Source organism: Frankia sp. ACN1ag, assembly GCF_001414035.1.
Lineage (GTDB): Bacteria > Actinomycetota > Actinomycetes > Frankiales > Frankiaceae > Frankia > Frankia torreyi.
Genome location: NZ_LJPA01000051.1, coordinates 25,843 through 42,916, shown reverse-complemented (window position 1 = coordinate 42,916; position 17,074 = coordinate 25,843). Strand labels below are relative to the sequence as shown.

Below are 17,074 nucleotides of genomic sequence, written 5' to 3'. Positions count from 1 at the left end.
CTGCGCAGGTCAGCGGCCCGCTGGGCACCCCCCGAGCACGCCGCGACATAACAACGGGACGGATGTCCCTCACCATCACTGATCCCGAGGATGCCTGCGGGGATGACCGTGAGGATGCGGGCGCCCGTCCGCGTACCCGACCGCAGCCCTGTGCACGTGCCCGTCCGCGTACCCGCTAGTGGGTAGGGCGGCGCGGGCCGCTGGCGCAGGTCAGCGGCCCGCTGGGCATACCCGAGTGCACCAAGACTCGATAGCGGGACCTCCCCACCGCATTAGCAGTGCGGTACCAGGGGGGATGGTCGGCGGGATGGATCCGGGGAACGTTCCCCCCGGGGGATCACAGCCCGCCGGCGGTGTCCTGCTCGCCGGTCTCGTCCGTGCGGGGCAGCGCCACGGTGCCCAGCGCCGTCGCCCAGCGCTCCCACGGCGAGGGGTCGCGGCCGGCCAAGGCCTCGACACGGGTCTGCGCGGTGGAGCGGGCCACGCCCATCGCGCGGGCGAGCTCGCCGTGGGNGCCGCCGAGGTGGTGGTGGCGGCGCACGGCGGCGTCGCGGATGCCCTGAAGCGCCGGGATGAGCCGGCGGTCCAGCGTGGCGATGATGCCGCGCAGGTGCGCGAGGTCGTCGTCGGTGTCCGCGGCGTAGCCGCCGTCGTGCTCGATCGCGCGCAGCGCGATCAGCGCCCACGCCACCGCGTGGGAGAACTCGCCGATCTCGGCGAGCATCCGGGCCTGGCGCAGGCCCAGACCCGCCTGCGGGTCGCCGCCCAGCGCCTCGCGCTCGGCGGCGGACAGGCGCACGAGGATGTCGGTGTCGTACCGGCCGTCCGGGCCGGGCTCGCCGTGCTGTGCGGTCGCCGACGGCATCGGCGCCACCTCCCCTGCTGTATGGACATCCGTACAGCAGGACTGTACGGGACTCCGTACAGGACATCGGAAGGGTCCCGGTCTGACGCCCGATAATCGCCGCACGTCTTGGGCACTGGGCCTGCCGGTTGCTGGTGACCGTGCGCGGCCTGTTCGCAACGGTGGCGTACAACCTGCCCATGGCGGACAACGGGGGAGCGCGCCGGCGGGCGGGACGTCGCTGGGTGCTGTGGATCGTGGCCGGGGTCGCCGCGGCCGGCGCGGTGGTGGCGGTGCTGGGGATCTGGCACCTGCCCGATCGGATGTACCCACCAGGTACCGAGGGCGGGGCCGAGGCCCGCGCGGCGTTGCAGGGCGGGCTGTTGACCGCGGCGGCGGCGCTGCTGGCGGTGGCGGGTGGTCTGGTCGCGTTGGACGAGACGCGGCAGGCGAACGCGGAGACCAAACGGGCGAACAGAGATACCCACGTGCGGGAGTTGTACGTGGAGGCGGCGAAGCTGCTGAACGACCCGGACAACCTCGGGGTCCGCCTGGCCGGGATCTATGCCCTGGAACGGATCGCGGTGGACTCCCCACCCGATCAGCGCACCGTCGTGGAGGTGCTCTCGGCGTTCGTCCGCACCCGCAGCACCGATCCCGCACTGCGCCCGCCGCCACCCGCCGACGACCAGGAGCCGCCGGAGGTGCGGCCCGCGGCGGACATCCGTGCCGCCGTCCAGGTCCTGGGCCGGCTTCCGCTCCTCGACGGTGTTCCACGCTGCGACCTCAACGGCGCGGACCTTACCGGCCCCGCCAGCCTCGCCGGCCTCACCCTCGCCGACGCGGACCTCACCGAGGCATGGTTGGTCGGGGCAGACCTCACCGAGGCATGGCTGGCGAAAGCAAAACTCACCCGCGCCGTACTGGGTGCGGCGAACCTCACTGGCGCCGTGCTGGGTGGGGCAAAGCTGACCAGCGCCGTCCTGGTCGGGACAGACCTCACCCGCGCCTTTCTGGGCGCGGCGGATCTCATCTGCGCCGAGCTGGACGGGGCGAACCTCACTGGCGCCGTGCTGGACAAGGCGCATCTCGTCGGCGCGCGGGATCTGACGGCGGAGCAGGTGGCGGCGGCACAGGGAAGCGCGGAGACGTCGTTGCCCGACGGGGTGGCGCGGCCGGGGTCGTGGCCGCCGTACGACCCGTTTGCCCGCCCGGGCGGAGGGTCCTGACCACTCCCGCACCCATGCCGGTTTCGTCCATGTTTGTTGGGATTCGTTCGGCCCGGTAATGATCAGAATCCAGGCGCCAGATGTTCGTTGAAGCGACCAGGGCGGGGCCAGCCTTCCATATCCGCATTGATACGGCTACGGTCGGCGCTTGTGATGGGGGTCTGGGAAGCGGCGATGTGGGGGTCGTACGGCGGGTTCGCCGTCGAGGGCCTTGTCCTCATCGCCGAGGCACGACGGATTGGTGGCTGGCCCTGGTCAGGGCCCGATCAGTTGCCGGCGCGAGTGCTTGTACTCGCGATCGTGATCCGGGTCGGTATTGGCGCTGGCCTGGCGGCCGCAGCGTTTAGTAGCGAACAGATCACCACCGCGTTCGCCGCGATCTCGATTGGCGCAGGCGCCAATAAGATCATCGAGGGAATCCTTGGTCAGGTGCCCCTCGATACCCCCGCCCCCCCCGCTGTTGAGCCGGCTGGGGCCGATCCCCCACTGACACCGCAGCCAACTGCACCCTCCTCAAACGGCACGGCGCCGACGTCTCAACCGACACAGCGGCGCGCCGTATCGAACAGCGGAGGTGACAACGATGCGGGCTGACCGAGGCCCCGGGCAACTGATGGCCGCCCTGTCGCGTCGTACGCCGGCGATGGTCATCCAGCGGCCGACAAGCCGGATCGGGCAGCTGGTCGCTGCGCTGTCCCGTACCCCCACCATTCGGTCATCGCGAAGCACCCGGCGGCCGGCCACCACTGCCAGCCTGGCGGGTGCGAAACGTCCCATCACTCCGCTATACCTCTGGGGGAGCGAGGTCGAACAGGGCGACCTGGACCTGCCGGTCCCCTCGCCACCGGGCAATCGGGCTGGCGGCCAAGGCCGATGGTTGCAGGCCAGCTTCGTCTCGATGGCCTTTCTGTTGTGTGTCTCCTTGGTGAGTGGCTACCTGCTGCACTACAGCAAGGAAAGGGCCGGGATCAAGGGAGGGCCCGTCGTGGACATCCTGTATACGCGTTCTCTGGCCCGCAGCTCCTCCGGATGGGCTACCGAAAGGACGTCGACCGGCGACATCGGCTTCCGTGCCGACGGCTACCACCTGCAGGCCCTGGGCGTCGACAGCTACGTGACGACGCCGATCCCGGCCCCGGAGTCCGCCAACGGCTCCGACATCACCGTCACCGCCACCGCGTCCCTGTCCGGTCAGGGCATGTGGGGGGTCTCCTGCCGGGCGGCCGANCGCGGCTCTCAGGGCTACTGGTTCCTGCTGACGCACGCCTCCGCCGTGGGAATCCTGGCCCCCGGCGATACCGTCCCCGAGTGGCAGTCCCTCACCGGGATCCGCCCCACCCAGCTCAACACGATCTCAGCGCACTGCGCGGACCTCAACGGCGGCCTGGAACTCACGATGAGCGTCAACGGCCGGGTGGTGACCTCGCGGCGCCCCACCGAGCCGCTGGGACCAGGCTATTCCGGACTCGTCNCCGGGCCGTTTCTGGACGTCCAGGGCCCGACTGCCGACGCCCGCTTCACCAAGGTGTCCATCACGACTCCACACCTGTGACGCCGCCGGGCGGTANATCCAGACAAGCGCTGATAGGCGGGATTCAGCCTGTGCTCTCTGACAGCTGCAGCGGGCGGCGAGCAGCCGGCTCGTCTGCCGTTTGCTGTTGTAGGGCTCGGTACACCGTCGACCGCCCGATCCCCAGCCTGGCGGCGATCTGGCCCACCGACTCGCCGCGGGCCCGCCGCGCCTGCACCACGGCGAGGGTGTCCTCGTCGACGCGCACCGGCCGCCCACCCCGCCGGCCAGCGGCCTCAGCGGCGCGCAGCCCGTCGAGCGTCCGTTCGCGGATGAGGTCGCGTTCCATTTCGGCGGCCATGGCGGCGACCATGAACAGCATCTTGTCGGCGATGGTGGCCCCCGCGGGGCGGTGGAGGCCGGCGCAGATGCCGGTGAGGATGTGCAGGTTGATCCCGCGGGCGTGCAGATGGTCCTCGAGGAGGACCAGGAGCTCCTTCATCGATCTGGCCACCCGGTCCGGCTTGTAGATCACCAGCGTGTCCCCCGGCCCGCTGTCGATATCCGAAGACATCTGCGCTGGTGTCTGGACCCGCGTGCACGGTGGACTGCTTCTCGGGGTCGCCGTAGCATCCGCCGAAAATCGGGCGGATATGGNTGACCAGCGTGATCCTGTGGGACGGTCGTACCCGTCAGGTGCTCGCCTGACTGGAGGCGAAGTCGGCGCGGGCCTGGTCGAGCGCGGGCAGCCGGGTGAGGTAGAGCCGTGTCGGAGGCGCGGGCAGCCAGCGCAGGATGGCCCAGTTCGTCTCGGCCTCGGTCATCCGCAGCCCCGGGATGCCATCGAGCTCCCCGTCATACGTGGCAGGAAGAAGCACGTCGAGGACCTCGGTCAGCAACGGGCCGCTCGCCCATTCAAACCGCGCCGTGCCGCCCAGCCCGATCCAGCCGTGTGTCCATTCAGCCTCGCCCAGCTCGGTACCGAGCTGGTTGACGACCAGGCCCAGGAGCTCGACGACCGGCGTACGCCGACGCGCGACCCTGCCCCACTCGAGCTCCGTCATCCCACCATCGGTGATCACAGTCGGGCTATGGATCTCGATCTCAGTCACCTCGGCATCCTCAGCCGTCCCGAGACCTGCCCGCCCGTCGCGACGCGCCCACGGACCATCCCCAGGCCACAGCGGAGCGCAGGCCGCCGGGGCACATGTGCGAGGTTTCGCACATGTGCGAGAGGTGCTACGTGCCCTGCAGACGCTCCCGTGCCTCGTCCTGGTGCTCCAGGGCGACGGCGAGCAGCGCGGCCAGGACCGCGTGCTTCGGCTGCCGGGTCGCGTAGTGCAGGTCGTCGACGGCAGCGGCCAGGGCGGCCGCGCTCTCGGCCGGCATGTACCAGGAGCGTCGGTCCATCGTCGGGGCCCGCCGTGGTGCCGCGGCGGGGGTCGGGGCCGGTTGTGGATCCTGTTGGGCGGGCGGATCAGTGCTCGGGTCAGTGCCGCCGCTGGCGGATGCCCGCCGTCTGCTGCGCAGGAGCTCGGTGAGGTCGGGCCCGGTCGGGGGCGGCAGCTCCTTCTTCACGCGGTTGCCTGGACCAGCGCGACAGCGAGCGCCTGGTAAACGGCGGCGTGCTCAGAGTCGGGCGCATAGGTCGCGATGGTCTGTCCCATCCGCCACGCCTCGGTAACGACCACCGCCAAGGGGACAGTGCCGAGTAGAGGCAGATCCTCCAACTGGCCGAGTTGGTCGAGGACGGACCGAGCCAGCATGGTCAGCGGCCGCCGCACGAGGGAGGCGACCATGCCGTGCAGGTGCAGCGGGGTGTCTCGCAGGTCTGCGTCGACCGCGGCGACCTGGGACAGCAGGAGCTGGAGGGCCCGCAGGCTGGAGTCCTCCGCCTGGACGGGGACGAGCAGACCGTCGGCGGCCGCCAGGGCGTTGTCGGTGATGATGTCGAGGCTGGGCGGGCAGTCGATCAGGACCTGGTCGTAGTCGTCGAGGCCGGCGAGGATCCGGGCGAGGCGATGCTCCCGGGCCCGCATCTGGTCGAGGGTGCGGCCGACGGTGAACATCTCCAGCGCGGTCGGTATGACGTCGAGCGCCCCGCCAGCTGCCGTCGTCGAGTGGGCGACGATCAGCTCCTGCGTCTTGCCCGTCCACTCCCCCGTCAGCGCGGCAGCAAGCGACGGACCGGTCGCCTCCTGCACCTTCAACGCGTCGGTCAGGTGGCCCTGCGGGTCGAGGTCGACCACGAGCGCCCGCCCGCCGGCGGCAGCGATCGCGCCGGCGACGTGGGCAACCGTCGCCGTCTTCCCGACGCCGCCCTTCTGATTCACGACCGCTGTGATCGGCATACCGGGCACCGTAGCGCCTGGTGCGAGACGTGCGATAGGTGCGACGCCGCATCGCATGTCTCGCACGAGTGCTACTCATCGCACCAGTGCGAGTGATCGCATCAGTGCGACACAGGCGATAGGCCGTCGCACCTCTCGCACACGTGCTACCTCTCGCACTGCACTGGTCCGAACATGACGCGGCCCCCTGGCCGAGGACCAGGGGGCCGCGAACACGAGCGACGGGCCGGGCTCAGGGCAGCTTGCGGGCGGTGAGGAGCAGGAACAGCGGGTAGCGGTAGTTTTCCCGCCACCAGGGATCAGGGCCTGTGAGCTGGTCGTCGGTGGGTCGAGGCTCAATCAGCCCGGTGATGACCAATCCGGCTCCAGTCAGGATGCCAACGTGGTCTTGGAGCGGCCGGGCCCAGGAGACTGCCGGGGCAGGAGAGCGGAGCCCGTCAACGAGGAAGTGCTGTTCGATCGGCCTGACCCCAAAATAGCCAGCTGGGTTCGATTCGGAGAGCACGCCACGAACCCCGTAGAAGCAGGGGTGCAGCATGATTGCCGTGAGTTGCCCTCCCGGCCGCAGGACGCGGGCGAACTCGGCAACAGCCGGCGCGGGGTCGCGCAGGTCGTTCAGCAGGTGGTTGGCAACGATCACGTCCACGGAGGCGTCGCCAAGGGGAAGTGAGGCGGCGTCGGCGACCTCGTAGGAGATCTCGAGGCCATCAGCAGCGGCCCGCTCGCGTGCGGCGATAACCAGCTCTGGGCAGATGTCCACTCCGACGGCCTGAGCGCCAGCGCCAGCGAGACGGCGGGACAGATAGCCCTCGCCGCAGCCGGCGTCCAGGACGTCGAGCCCGGCGACGTCGCCGATGGCGTCCAGCATCGCCGCGTTGGTCAACTCGGTCCGGTACCGGTCGCGATCTCCCCGGATGATCGTGACCCAGTAGTCCGCGTTCGCGGAGTAGGCAGCGGCCGGGCCGGTCGTAGTGGTCATGACGCTCCTGTCGGCAGGTGGCGAGCGAGCTGGTCGACGGATCGACGGACGGTTTGCTCAATGACGGTGTCCCGGCGTGTCATCAATGCTGTGCGCAGGTCGGTGATCCGAAGTCCAAATGTCGGATCCCGCTTGAGTGCGCGCGGAACGTAGACGGTGACGAGGTAATGAAGGTATCCAGCGCCGTAGGAATCGACCTCCCTGATGACCTCGGCTGCGGTCTGCCGCAGCAGGATCGATCCGGGAAGTGTCATGTCTCCTGTGGGCCGACAGTCGCGAGTCCAGGATGGCAGCGCCCATTCTTCGACCAGGGCGGCCGTGGGATGTCGGTCCACGAGTTGGNCATACCGCTCGGCCGGCTCCGGATCATCGCTGGCGGCAAGTGCCCCCATGGTGCTGCTACGTAACGCGATGGCGACGCCCCGATCTATCCCGCCGCCAGCCGTAGTCAGATCCGGCGCTTGGCCTGTGGCCCGGGCGACGTGGTGCGCCAGCTGTGACTGCGCCATGATCGCGTTGAACGAGTACGCCTGCCGGGTCAGTCGGGGTGCGAGTTCGGTGCCGGCGGCGAGCAACGGCGCCACGTCTGCCAGCAGACCTTCAGCGGGCCGGAACAGCGCGGCGAGCGCACCATCGGCCGCTTGACCCCAGAACCGGGGCAGGAGCTCAGCGACGGCCGGTAGATCGCCCCGGACGACTTGTAGGCATGCTTCGAGCGCGTGCACAACGTATGGGCGTGGAAAACCCACGTCGACAGGCAACCGCTCGGCCCGGTCGACGTTGACCGTCACTCCCACGTCAGCGAGGTCGCGCACAAGCTGATCGAACCGGATTTGATGAGGGGCGGTCACGACGTGCTCGGCGACTCCCGGTACGGCAGTGATTAGCGCCTGAAGGGTGCGGCCACTGGCCCTGTCCATCCAAGTCGGCGCCGACCAGAGCCGACTGATCGTGCTCTCCTCGACACCAGCAAGCAACGCGACGTCAGCCCGACCCAGCCCCGCCCGACCGGCGATCTGCGAAAGCAGGCCTGACGGCCCTGTCATTCCGTCACCTCCCACCGCACGCATCGTGCACACGCCGATCGCGAGGGTGCAACGACCGGCTTGCATGGGTCAAGGCGCCTTGCATCGATGCAAGTAACCTCCACCGGCGCAAGGCGCTGGTATCCGCGCAAGCGGCAGTGACGGATGCGACACCAATAGTCACGATTCGACGCATGAGGCACTGGTCACGCAGACGAGTCGGCACCCGAGAAGGGCACGTTCGGCTCACCGGCCGGGCTTACCGGCCAGCGGGCGGACGTCGCCCGGCGCACCGGGTGCTCGACCTCGTAGAGCGCAGCGCTCATCACGAACACGGTCACATCCACCACACGATCGGTGGACGACGACGTAGACACCCGGGCGACGTGCAGGACCGGCGTTCCCGGCAGCAGCCGCAGCGCCCGCGCTTCATCGGCGCTGGGCGACCGGGCGGAGATCCGCTCCCGCCATCGGAGCGGGCCGTGGCCCATTTCCTCCAGCCGGTCGTAGACCCCGCCAGGGCCGGTACTCACCTGCTCAAGGACCGTGCCGCGGGCGACGTCGGGGTGCAGATAGCTGGTAGCGACCTGCCGCGGCTCTGTCCGACTGGCGCCGACGAGACGCGCACGGGTGAGGACGTTCGCGGTCGTCTCAACGCCGAGCAGATCGGCGACGTCGGCCGGGGCCGGCGACCACGAAACGACGGTAGGCCCGAGCGACCGCCAGTCCGCCGACTCGGGGTCGGAGTAATAGCCGAAGTCGTCGCGGTGCATCTGGCGGGACCGGACAGCCCGGCGCGCCTGAGACGGCAGCTCGCGAACGACGGTCCCATGTCGGCGCCGTGCCCAGACCAGGCCCTCGTCTTTCAAGACACGGACCGCGTTGCGGACTGTTTGCCGGCTGACCTGGTACCGCTCCTGGAGGTCGACGATCTGCGGGATGGCGGTCCCTGGCTGGTATGTACCAGCCAAGATCGCCGCGCGCAGATCAGCCGCGATGGCCTGGTACGGCGGTTCAGCTGGTGTCATGACGACAGTCTAGGTCTAGCTCTGAGAGCAGGCCCGAAATTTTCTAGGGCTACCCCATTGACCGTCCGTTGGCACGAGCCTACCCTCCACAAGGGTAGCCCTAAGACGGCGTCCGGCTGGTGTTGCAGCACCAGCCGGACGCCTTGATCCGCAGAGCCCCCGACAGCACCGGGAGGTACAGACCCATGTTCGATCCTGCCCCAACCCCCATCCCGTCCCTCGTGGACTGGCGCGACAGTGCCCTGTGCCGTGACGGCGACCCCGACTTTTTCGTCCCTGAGGGACCCGCTGGCCCGACTGTGATCGGGGGTGTCGGTGCCGGTAAGTCGACACTGATGACCCTGCTCGACGTGGTCCGTGTGGTGGATCCGTCGCTGTCGGCCGCGGAGGCCATGGCGCTGATCACCCCGGCCCGGCGCTCCGTGCCTGCTGGTCTGCCTGGCTCCCTGCCCGTGTCGGGGGAGGTGGCGGGCTGATGGACTGGCGCCACAAGGCNCTGTGCCGGGACGAGGACCCCGAGCTGTTCTTCCCGATTGGTACGACCGGCCCGGCCGAGCGCCAGGTCGAGGAGGCCAAGGCCGTCTGCGCCCGGTGCGCGGTGACGGCGGACTGCCTGGCCTGGGCGTTGGACACCGGGCAGGACTCCGGTGTCTGGGGCGGGCTGTCCGAGGACGAGCGCCGTGCGCTACGCCGGCAGGCCAGCCGCCGGGCGGTGACGTCATGACCGACGAGGATGCATACGCCGCCTACCGGGATGCCTACGGCGTCTACCTGATCGAGGTCGCCCGCCTTGACGCCTGGCTGCGCCGGGTCGCCGCGGGCGACGACGGGCTGCGGGAGGCGCTGGCCGCGGCCGCCGATGAGGGCCAGGCCGTCGCCGCGGTCGCGCTCACGATCGCCGCCGGCGGCACCGACGACGTCCACACCGCGGCCGTGACCGCGCTCGGCGCCGAGGGCGCGATGTCCGCGGCGCTCGACCGGCTGTGCCTGCCCCGTCCCGCGCGGATGCGCCAGGCCGGTGCCGCGCTGCTGTCCGCGGCGATGGACGTGACCATCGCCGCCACCTCTGCCGCCGCCCCCGCCTCCGATGGCGCCCCCGTCCCCACCGTCCCGTCGATCGCGGCGGTGGCGTGATGGCCGGGCGGGACACGGTGATGACGCCGGTGTCGGCGGCGCTGGCGACGGAGATCGAGGTCGCGGAGATGGTGCCGTCGTTGTGGGATCTGTTCGCCGAGCTGTCCGGCACGGTCGGGTTGGCGGACGGGGCTCCGGATCTGTCGGTGCCGGGCCGGCTCGCGGTCGCCGGTGCCACCTCGGCGGGCCGGCTGCTGCTGATTGTCGAGGAGCGTCCCGCGTCGGCGGTGGAGTCGCCGGCGGTGCGGGTGTCGCTGCACAGCACGGCCGGTGAGCTGGCCGAGGCGGTGCATGACGAGCTGGTGGAGGTGGCCGCGATCCGGCTGGCACCACGGCGGGCGGTATGGCGCACGCGTTTCCCTGGCGAGTCGTGGCGGGAGCACGGCCGGCTGCCCGTGCCGGTCTGGCCGGTGGCACGGTGGCGGCGGCGCCTGGCCGGGCTGGTGGACGGTCTGCTGTTCAACGCCGCGGTGGCGATGGTCGGGCTGGCCGTGGCCGGTCTGCTGGTGCACCTGGTCGGCTTGGGCCGGGCCGGGCTGGACTGGTCCTGGCCCGAGGGGCTGCTGTGGCAGACCGGGACCGGGGGGCATGCTGCGGCGCTGGTCGCGGGGGCGGTGCTGGCCCGGCGTGCGGGTGACGTGGTGGTGGCCGTACTGGCCCCGCCCGACCCGGACGACTGGCCCTTCCACTGGTGGACCCGGCTCGCCGAAGCCGTCCAGGACGTCGCCCTGGTGGCGCTGCTCGCCGTCGCGGTGGTGCTGCTGGGCGGGGGGTGGCTGTCGTGAGCGGGCGGGATCGGGCCGGTGTCTCACCCGCGGATGCGGAGGGAGATCGGCCCGGGAAGCCGTCGCTGAGCATTCCGATGATCGTCGGCCTGGTGTTGATCGCCGCGGTGTGGGCGGCTGGCGCGGTGTGGTCGTACCGGGAGCAGAAGGCGTTCGCGACACGGCTGGGGTTCCATGCGCCGTCGTTGCTGCCGCTGGCCGCGGACGGCCTGCCGGTCGCGTTGGGCGCGATCGCTCTCAACGCCGCGTTGGATGGCCGGGGGTCGTTCGGGGCGCGGGTCGCGACCGTGATGGCGGTCGGCGCGTCGGTCGCCAGCAACGGGCTGAACGCGTGGAACCGCACCAGTGGTGATCTGACCACGGTGGTGGTGGCGTGCGCGGTGCCGACGTTCGCCGGGATCGCGTTCGAACGGCTGCTGGTCGAGCTGCGCAAGGCGGTGCTGTCCGGCCGCAACGAACTGCCGCCGCCGCGGGATCGGGGGCCTGCGGCGCCGCCGCTGCGGGGGATCCGGCTGCTGCTGGACCCGGTGCACGAGATCCCGGCGTGGCGCCGCCACGTGCTGGCGGTCACCGACCCGGCGATTGATGCGGCGACCCGCCAGGAGTTGCAGCGTCTGGTCGCGCAGATCCGCCTGGATCGGTCGGCGCGGCTCATAGCCGGCCCGGACACCACGGCCCTGCCCGAAACCGCGCTGCCGCATCGGGAGGCCGCGGCGCTGCCGGCCGGGGAGCAGCGGGACACCGCGGTCTCGACCGAGACGTTCGAGGCGCCGGAACTCCCGCCGGTGATGCCGACCGAGACGACCGCGGTGTCCGACNCGGCGCCGTCTCGTCCCGCTCTCCCGTCTCGCTCAGGGTCGTCTCGAACCGCGGTCGCCGAGACGTCCCGCAGCGAGATGTCCCGGTCGGCGTCTCGGTCCGGGTCGTCTCGAACCGCGGTCGCCGAGACGGCGGCCGGGCGGGACGGGACGTCTCGGTCTCGGTCGACCGGGACAACGTCTCGGCGGGCGGAGATGACGGCCTGGGTGCTCCAGGAGCGGGCCGAGGGCCGTGACCCGTCCGGCGCCGATCTTGATCGGGAGTTCGGGACGCGGGACTACGGCCGCACGGTGCTGCGGGCCCTGCGCGACGCGCCGGCGCCGGCGGCCGGGACAGCCCGGGACGCGTTGGACGCCGCTCGGGCCCGGGCGGCGCGGGACACCGCCGTCACCGAGTCGGCCCCGGCCGGCCCGGCCCCGGCCGGCCCGGCCGCGGTGGTGTCCGGCGGCGGTGCGGTCGAGGCGGACCCGGTCGGGTCGGGGGAGCGGGATGCCACGGCGACGACGTCGGACGACGGCGCCGGCTCTGCGCCCGCCGGCCCTGCGTCGGTCGTCTCGGAGCCGGCTGTCTCGGAGCCGGCTGTCTCGGACAGCGAGGCCGGCGAGCTGGTGGGAGCACGGTCATGACGATCACGTGGAGGGTGGATGTCGCGGGGGCAGGCGCGGGCGCCGCGGCCGTGGGTGGAGCGGGTGCGAGCCCGGCACGCTCGGCGGCAGGCCCGGTTCGATCGGGAGTTGGCGCGGGTGCGCCGCGGCCGGCCGGCGGATCAGGTCGGGGTGGCCGTGGACTATCTGCGCGGCGCGTTGGTGCACGCCCCGGAGCCGGCGGTCGGCCGGGAGGTGGACCTGCTGCTGCGCACGGTGAAGGAGGCGGTCGCCCGGCTGCACGAGGCCGAGTTGCGCGCCCAACCCTGACCGGATCGGCCGTCCTGACGGTCACGGTCGGTGAAACAGCGGCGGAAACCGCGCTGCGCGGTCCGCGGTCGGCGCCGGCGGGCTGGCGGGGGCCGGCAACCACGCGCACCGACGCGCGCCCGCGCGTACACGCGAGGGCCGACCGCGGTCAAACCGCGCCGACCCCCGCGCCCCTGATCGTCACGTCTGGTGATGGGGGGTGGGGGTGGTGAGTGGCTGCGTGTGTCAGGCGGCCGCCGGTCAGGCGCACCGTGCCGGCTGCCCGGGCGGCGCCGAGGCGGCGGGGTGGACACCGGAGACGACCGTGTCGACGGAGCTGGTGGCGCCGGAGTTGCTGCCGGTGCGGGCGCGGGTGGCGCGGGTGTGGGACGTGGCGGTGGGGGAGACCCCGTCGCCCTGGTCCGCGCCGCAGCCGCCGATGGCCGATCTGGTCCGTTACGCCCGCGAGGCGCCGTGGTGCGCCGAGGACGCCGACGGCTGGCGCCGCGCCGNCCAGGTCTACCAGTGGGCGATTTCGATTCCGGTGAGCCTGGTCTGCTACCTGGTGGCCTGGCTGTTCCAGCGTCCGGCCCGCCTGGGCCTGGCCGTGCTGCTGGNCGGCCTGGTGGCGTTGGCGGTGCTGCGATGACCCCGCTGACCGTCGAGTCGGGCTGGCCGCTGGTCGGGCTGGTCGCCGCCGCGGTGGTGGCCTGGTGGCTGGGTCGCCGGCTGGTCGTGGCCTGCCTGCTGGTCGCGGTTGCCGCGGTCGCGGGCCTGGTCCCGCTGGTGGGCGGCGGGCCGGCGGGCGGGCCGTTGGCGCCCGGCGCGCCGGTCCCGGCCGCGCTGCGGCCGTGGATCGACCGCGCCGGCGGCCAGTGCCCGCAGATCACCCCGGCGTTGCTCGCCGCGCAGCTGGCCCAGGAGTCCGGGTTCAACCCGAACGCCCGCTCGGCGGTCGGGGCGCAGGGCATCGCGCAGTTCATGCCCGCGACCTGGCGCAGCTGGGCGGTGGACGCCGACGGGGACGGGACCGCCTCCCCGTGGGACCCGGCCGATGCGATCACCGCGCAGGGCCGGCTGATGTGCGCCCTGGCGGCCCGCTACGGCGGCCGCGCGGAGCTGGCGATCGCCGCCTACAACTGCGGCCCCGGCCCGGTCGACGCCGCGGGCGCCGTGCCCGCGATCGCGGAGACCCGCGGCTACGTCCGCAGCATCACCGCACTGATCGCCACCTACACCGACCCCTCCCACCTCTGACCCGAGGAGACCCCCATGTCCCAGACCGTGTCCGTGTCCGCGTTCGCGCCGGTGCAGGCCCAGGCGCTGCACCTGACCAACCCTGGTGCCGTCTCGGCGGCGATCCCCCTGTTCGTGATCGGGCTGCTNTTGTGGCAGCGCCGTGTGCCGCGCGTCGCGGCGCTGCTGGCGCTGCTCGCCGGCGCGGCGCTGTCTCGCGGCTGGCTGTACACCGCGATCCACGCCGGAACCCACGCCGCCAACATGGTGATCAACGAGGTCACCCGGACGACGCTGGGCGGGGCGGTGCCCGGTGCGCTGGCCCTGGTCCTGGCGATCTACTACGTGCTGCAGCTCATCCCCGACGAGAACACGTTCGCCGCGCTGGCCTCCGCCCGCACCCGGGCCGGCGCTCTGGGCCGCGGCCGCGGGCAGGGCGACGTCTACGGCTGGCCGCGGGCGATCGGATCCGGGCGCACCGGCCGGGCCGGCCGGGACCGTCCCCGCCGTCCCGAGAAGTTGGGCGCCCTCGGTGTCGGGCTGACCCTGCCCGCGGTCGCCGCGACGATCCCGGGCAGCGTCGGGTCGGTCGTCACCAGCGCGATCACCATCATCAGCGGTGCTGGTGCGACCGTGCTGCAGCACACCCTCGGGGTGCGCTGATGGAGCTGCTGCTGCTGTGGGCGTTGACCTACGCGATCGTCCACGCCTCCCGCCAGACCTGGCGGCACGGCAAGGCCGCCCTGCTCGGCCGGCCCCTGCCCCCCAGCCCGGCCCGGCCCACCGTGACCGACACCGCCGCCGCCGGGGTCGAGGCCGCCGCCGGCGGCGTCGCCCAGGCCGCCGGGAGCATCTGGCAGGCCGCCGGGGACGGCTGGCGGGCCGGCTGGCATCAGGGCCGGACCACCCGCGCCGACCGGGGCCGCTGGCGCCCCTGGGACGGGCCCACCGTGTGGGTCGCCGGCCCCGGACCCCGCCCCCAGGGGGAGCCGAGCACACCGTCGACCCCGCCGGCCGGTGGCCGGCAGGACACCACCGACCGCCCGTCCCAGCCGGCAGACAGCCGCGGCGACGGCCCTGGCCGGCAGGCACCCTGCTGCTGGTCGGAGCTGTCCGTCGACGAGCAGCGCGGCATCGTCGCCGACGTGCGCGCCGCGGGCCGGGAGTGGGGGGACCTCAGCGTGGACGAGGCCGCCGCCGCGGTCCGCGCCCACCTGCGCGTCCGCTATGGCCTGTACCGGGTGAGCACCGCCGACATCCTCACCGCGCAGGCCCGCCACGACGATCCGACCTGGCGCACCGGCCCACCGGCGTCTCCCACGCCGACGCCGGCCGGCGCCACGACGCCGACCGCGGACGACGACATATCCGACGCCGAGATCGTCGCCCCGCGCTGCTGGTCCGACCTCACCGTCGACGAGCAGCGGGGCGTCATGTCGGGCCTGCCCTGGGACACCTACACCGCCGCGCAGCGCGACACGCTGATCGCCGAGTGGATCAGCGCTCGCTACCGGGTCGAGCGGACCGCGACCGACGTGGCCGCCGAGCAGGCCGCCCGGGACGCCGAGGCCACGGCGGCCTGCACCGAGTGCGTCGCGGCCGACCGAGACGGCCGGCTGGTCAGCGCACGAGCCGCCGATCACCGCCTGGGCTGCCCGACCGGCCGGTTCTTCGCTGAGCGCCACGCCGGCTACACCGGCTGGCTCGACCAAGACGGCCTCCGCGTCGACGGGCCGACGTTCGTCCGCTCCGACGAGGCCGCCGGCCCGTCCCCCGACCCCACCAGCCCACCCCTCGGGCTGATGGCGCACGACTCGGCCGCGACCGCGGCCGGGATCCCCGCCCTCGAAGGAGCCCCGTTCATGACTACTGGCAGTGGTGAGACCACCAACATCCAGTCGACCCGTACGTACTACGAGCAGCTTGCCGGCCACGCGCGCAGCGACATCGCGTCGCGGATCGAGACGTCCGGCACCTCCTACGACGCCCTCGCCGGCCACGTCACGACCGACATCACGCAGCGGATCGAGCTGTCCACCACCTACCTGACCGCCTCGCAGCTCGCGGACGAGAAGGTCCTCGCCGCGATCGCGACGGCCAAGGACACCGCGGAGCAGCTCGCCACGGCCCTCGAAGCCGCCAGCGGCGCGGNCGCGACGGCCAAGGACGTCGCGGAGCAGCTCGCCGCGGCCGCCGACGCCGTGCCCGCGGCGCTGGAGGCCCACCGGCTGATGGAGGAGGCCGTCGCGAGCACCCCGGGTGCTGCGGCGATCGACTGGTACCGCCGCGCCTGACCACTCCCGCCGGACCCGAACGCACGTTCGGGTCTGTGCGGAAGTCGCCAGGACCCCCTCTCGTCTCCCGTCCGACCGCCAGGAAGGAGCCCCCCGTGACCGTGCAGCCCACCAGTGCCCCGGACCGTCCGCGCGCCCCTGTGCGGCAGAGGCTGGCCGACCGGCTGCCCCAGCCCCCCGATGTCGGGCTGCGGCTGCACGCGCAGACCACCCCGCTGCTGCTCATCGGCGTGCTGTGGGTCGCCGGCGCGGCAGGGGCGGGACTGCCCGGCGCGCTGGGCTGGACCGTCACTGGCTGGACCGGTGGGGTGCTGGCCGTCGGTGGCTGGCGGATCCGGCGGGCCACGGTCGCGGGCAGCCCGGCGCGGCGCCGTGCCCGGCGTTATCTGCTGGTCCTGGTCGCCGGCGGCGACCTCTGGCTGGCGTGGGCCGCCGTGCAGGGAGCGGGGGGCTGGGCCGCGGTGGCCCTGGTCGGCGGCGGGTTCGCCGCCGCCGCGCCTGTCTGGCGGCGCCACCACATCCCCACCGTCGCCCCCGCCCCCCAGCCCGACCCGGAACCCGACCCGGAACCCGAGCCGCCGGCGCCGGCGTGGGAGGACCTGATCCCCGCGGTGTGGGCGGAGACGATCGCCGCGCAGGGCCGGGCCCTGCCCGGCAGCCGGCTGACCGAACAAGCCGCGGTCCGCACCGGCACCACCTGGACGATCCGCCTCGAACCCGGCCGCCAGTCCACCAAGTCCGCGATCGACGCCAGCCCGCTCATCGCCTCCGGTCTCGGCATGCCCCTCGACCAGGTCAGCGTCGACACCCACCCGGGCGGGGCGGACCGGGCCACCCTCCTGATCACCGACGCCGACCGCAACCCGTTGCGGCAGGTCCACCCCTACCCCGGTGTCCGCCACGCCTACAACCCGACCACCGGCGAGGTCCGGATCGGCGTCTACCCC

General features: G+C 72.6%; 16 protein-coding genes and 2 pseudogenes. 11 read left to right on the top strand and 7 right to left on the bottom strand.

The window, feature by feature from the left end; genetic code table 11:
* Nucleotides 1–514: 514 nt before the first annotated feature.
* Nucleotides 515–865: hypothetical protein (locus tag UK82_RS28675; protein ID WP_236706560.1), on the bottom strand; the 351-nt coding region annotated here is incomplete at its 3' end.
* Nucleotides 866–1,044: 179 nt separating this feature from the next.
* On the opposite strand from UK82_RS28675, the gene UK82_RS28670 reads away from it, so the two are divergent.
* Entirely contained in the window at nucleotides 1,045–2,073 is a 1,029-nt protein-coding gene (locus UK82_RS28670) for a pentapeptide repeat-containing protein (RefSeq protein ID WP_055410482.1), read from the top strand.
* 153 nt (nucleotides 2,074–2,226) lie between these two features.
* Nucleotides 2,227–2,667 (top strand): hypothetical protein, encoded by a 441-nt coding sequence (locus tag UK82_RS40790; RefSeq protein WP_152990054.1) that lies wholly within the window; start codon nucleotides 2,227–2,229, stop codon nucleotides 2,665–2,667.
* 1,001 nt (nucleotides 2,668–3,668) lie between these two features.
* Here UK82_RS40790 and UK82_RS28660 read toward each other — a convergent pair.
* From UK82_RS28660 to UK82_RS28630, 6 genes are all read right to left on the bottom strand, one after another.
* The gene (locus tag UK82_RS28660; RefSeq protein WP_083507415.1) at nucleotides 3,669–4,157 is read right to left on the bottom strand and encodes a recombinase family protein; all 489 of its coding nucleotides are present in this window, start codon (nucleotides 4,155–4,157) and stop codon (nucleotides 3,669–3,671) included.
* Nucleotides 4,158–4,275: 118 nt separating this feature from the next.
* Nucleotides 4,276–4,695, bottom strand: coding sequence for a hypothetical protein (locus UK82_RS28655; RefSeq protein ID WP_055410472.1), 420 nt, complete (start codon nucleotides 4,693–4,695; stop codon nucleotides 4,276–4,278).
* Nucleotides 4,696–4,822: 127 nt separating this feature from the next.
* A complete protein-coding gene (locus tag UK82_RS28650; protein ID WP_055410470.1) occupies nucleotides 4,823–5,161 on the bottom strand; it encodes a hypothetical protein in 339 nt (112 codons plus the stop codon).
* Entirely contained in the window at nucleotides 5,158–5,934 is a 777-nt protein-coding gene (locus UK82_RS28645; protein ID WP_055410468.1) for a ParA family protein, read from the bottom strand. Before UK82_RS28645 ends, UK82_RS28650 begins: the two co-directional genes overlap by 4 nt.
* A gap of 232 nt (nucleotides 5,935–6,166) precedes the next feature.
* Complete coding sequence (locus tag UK82_RS28640) at nucleotides 6,167–6,913, bottom strand: class I SAM-dependent methyltransferase (protein ID WP_055410466.1); 747 nt, start codon at nucleotides 6,911–6,913, stop codon at nucleotides 6,167–6,169.
* A gap of 1,231 nt (nucleotides 6,914–8,144) precedes the next feature.
* On the bottom strand, nucleotides 8,145–8,966 hold the full coding sequence (locus tag UK82_RS28630) for a GntR family transcriptional regulator (RefSeq protein ID WP_063897594.1): 822 nt from the start codon (nucleotides 8,964–8,966) through the stop codon (nucleotides 8,145–8,147).
* A gap of 335 nt (nucleotides 8,967–9,301) precedes the next feature.
* Here UK82_RS28630 and UK82_RS33840 point away from each other — a divergent pair, with 335 nt between their 5' ends.
* The 9 genes and pseudogenes from UK82_RS33840 to UK82_RS28585 form a co-directional block, all read left to right on the top strand.
* The gene (locus UK82_RS33840) at nucleotides 9,302–9,442 is read left to right on the top strand and encodes a hypothetical protein (protein ID WP_161849181.1); all 141 of its coding nucleotides are present in this window, start codon (nucleotides 9,302–9,304) and stop codon (nucleotides 9,440–9,442) included.
* Nucleotides 9,443–9,462: 20 nt separating this feature from the next.
* The coding region (locus tag UK82_RS28620) for a WhiB family transcriptional regulator (RefSeq protein WP_236706559.1) at nucleotides 9,463–9,690 on the top strand (228 nt) is incomplete at its 5' end.
* The gene (locus UK82_RS28615; protein ID WP_055410455.1) at nucleotides 9,687–10,100 is read left to right on the top strand and encodes a hypothetical protein; all 414 of its coding nucleotides are present in this window, start codon (nucleotides 9,687–9,689) and stop codon (nucleotides 10,098–10,100) included. The genes UK82_RS28620 and UK82_RS28615, both read left to right, overlap by 4 nt.
* Entirely contained in the window at nucleotides 10,100–10,885 is a 786-nt protein-coding gene (locus UK82_RS28610; RefSeq protein ID WP_055410453.1) for a hypothetical protein, read from the top strand. Before UK82_RS28615 ends, UK82_RS28610 begins: the two co-directional genes overlap by 1 nt.
* A 77-nt stretch (nucleotides 10,886–10,962) precedes the next feature.
* Nucleotides 10,963–11,703: pseudogene (locus tag UK82_RS43520) on the top strand (DUF2637 domain-containing protein); the annotation flags it as partial.
* A gap of 195 nt (nucleotides 11,704–11,898) precedes the next feature.
* Nucleotides 11,899–12,330 (top strand): hypothetical protein, encoded by a 432-nt coding sequence (locus UK82_RS40785; RefSeq protein ID WP_236706558.1) that lies wholly within the window; start codon nucleotides 11,899–11,901, stop codon nucleotides 12,328–12,330.
* A gap of 18 nt (nucleotides 12,331–12,348) precedes the next feature.
* Nucleotides 12,349–12,618, top strand: a complete 270-nt coding sequence (locus UK82_RS28600; protein WP_055410450.1) for a hypothetical protein — start codon at nucleotides 12,349–12,351, stop codon at nucleotides 12,616–12,618.
* Between the two features lie 597 nt (nucleotides 12,619–13,215).
* On the top strand, nucleotides 13,216–13,854 hold a 639-nt coding region (locus tag UK82_RS28590; protein WP_313949845.1), incomplete at its 5' end, for a lytic transglycosylase domain-containing protein.
* A gap of 129 nt (nucleotides 13,855–13,983) precedes the next feature.
* A pseudogene (locus tag UK82_RS28585) lies at nucleotides 13,984–14,496 on the top strand (hypothetical protein); the annotation flags it as partial.
* Nucleotides 14,497–17,074: the final 2,578 nt, after the last annotated feature.

Bases quoted from the DNA above. Each gene is read 5' to 3' on its own strand.
- UK82_RS40790 (WP_152990054.1), top strand. From the start codon at position 2,227: ATGGGGGTCTGGGAAGCGGCGATGTGGGGGTCGTACGGCGGGTTCGCC.
- UK82_RS28630 (WP_063897594.1), bottom strand. From the start codon at position 8,966: ATGACACCAGCTGAACCGCCGTACCAGGCCATCGCGGCTGATCTGCGC.
- UK82_RS28645 (WP_055410468.1), bottom strand. From the start codon at position 5,934: ATGCCGATCACAGCGGTCGTGAATCAGAAGGGCGGCGTCGGGAAGACG.
- UK82_RS28670 (WP_055410482.1), top strand. From the start codon at position 1,045: ATGGCGGACAACGGGGGAGCGCGCCGGCGGGCGGGACGTCGCTGGGTG.
- UK82_RS28660 (WP_083507415.1), bottom strand. From the start codon at position 4,157: ATGTCTTCGGATATCGACAGCGGGCCGGGGGACACGCTGGTGATCTAC.
- UK82_RS33840 (WP_161849181.1), top strand. From the start codon at position 9,302: ATGACCCTGCTCGACGTGGTCCGTGTGGTGGATCCGTCGCTGTCGGCC.
- UK82_RS28640 (WP_055410466.1), bottom strand. From the start codon at position 6,913: ATGACCACTACGACCGGCCCGGCCGCTGCCTACTCCGCGAACGCGGAC.
- UK82_RS28615 (WP_055410455.1), top strand. From the start codon at position 9,687: ATGACCGACGAGGATGCATACGCCGCCTACCGGGATGCCTACGGCGTC.
- UK82_RS28600 (WP_055410450.1), top strand. From the start codon at position 12,349: ATGTCGCGGGGGCAGGCGCGGGCGCCGCGGCCGTGGGTGGAGCGGGTG.
- UK82_RS40785 (WP_236706558.1), top strand. From the start codon at position 11,899: ATGACGGCCTGGGTGCTCCAGGAGCGGGCCGAGGGCCGTGACCCGTCC.
- UK82_RS28610 (WP_055410453.1), top strand. From the start codon at position 10,100: ATGGCCGGGCGGGACACGGTGATGACGCCGGTGTCGGCGGCGCTGGCG.